At 60.1% G+C, this 273-nt stretch carries 1 pseudogene; it reads left to right on the forward strand.

Annotated features, from left to right (window positions below):
• Positions 1 to 273 (forward strand): annotated as a pseudogene (locus SB816_RS31635) (hypothetical protein); the annotation flags it as partial.

Raw genomic sequence — 273 nt, forward strand, 5'->3', positions numbered from 1 at the left:
CTGCGTCGATCGACCGACTGATTTCGGTGTTCACCCATGCGTTCAAACGCTACGGCATCCGCCACTGCGTGATCGACAGCTTGATGATGACCGACGTCCAGTCGGATGGGCCTGGTGCCATCACGTCGCAGAAGGAGGCAATGCGCAAGCTCGCTAACTGGGCGCGTGCCAACGGCACACATGTGCATCTGGTGGCTCATCCACGCAAGGGGCTGGATGAGAAGAAAACGCCCGGCAAGCAGGACGTTTCCGGAGCTGGTGTACTCACGGACG

Source organism: Achromobacter sp. SIMBA_011 (assembly GCF_046535435.1).
In the GTDB taxonomy this organism is placed as follows: Bacteria; Pseudomonadota; Gammaproteobacteria; order Burkholderiales; family Burkholderiaceae_B; genus Achromobacter; species Achromobacter dolens.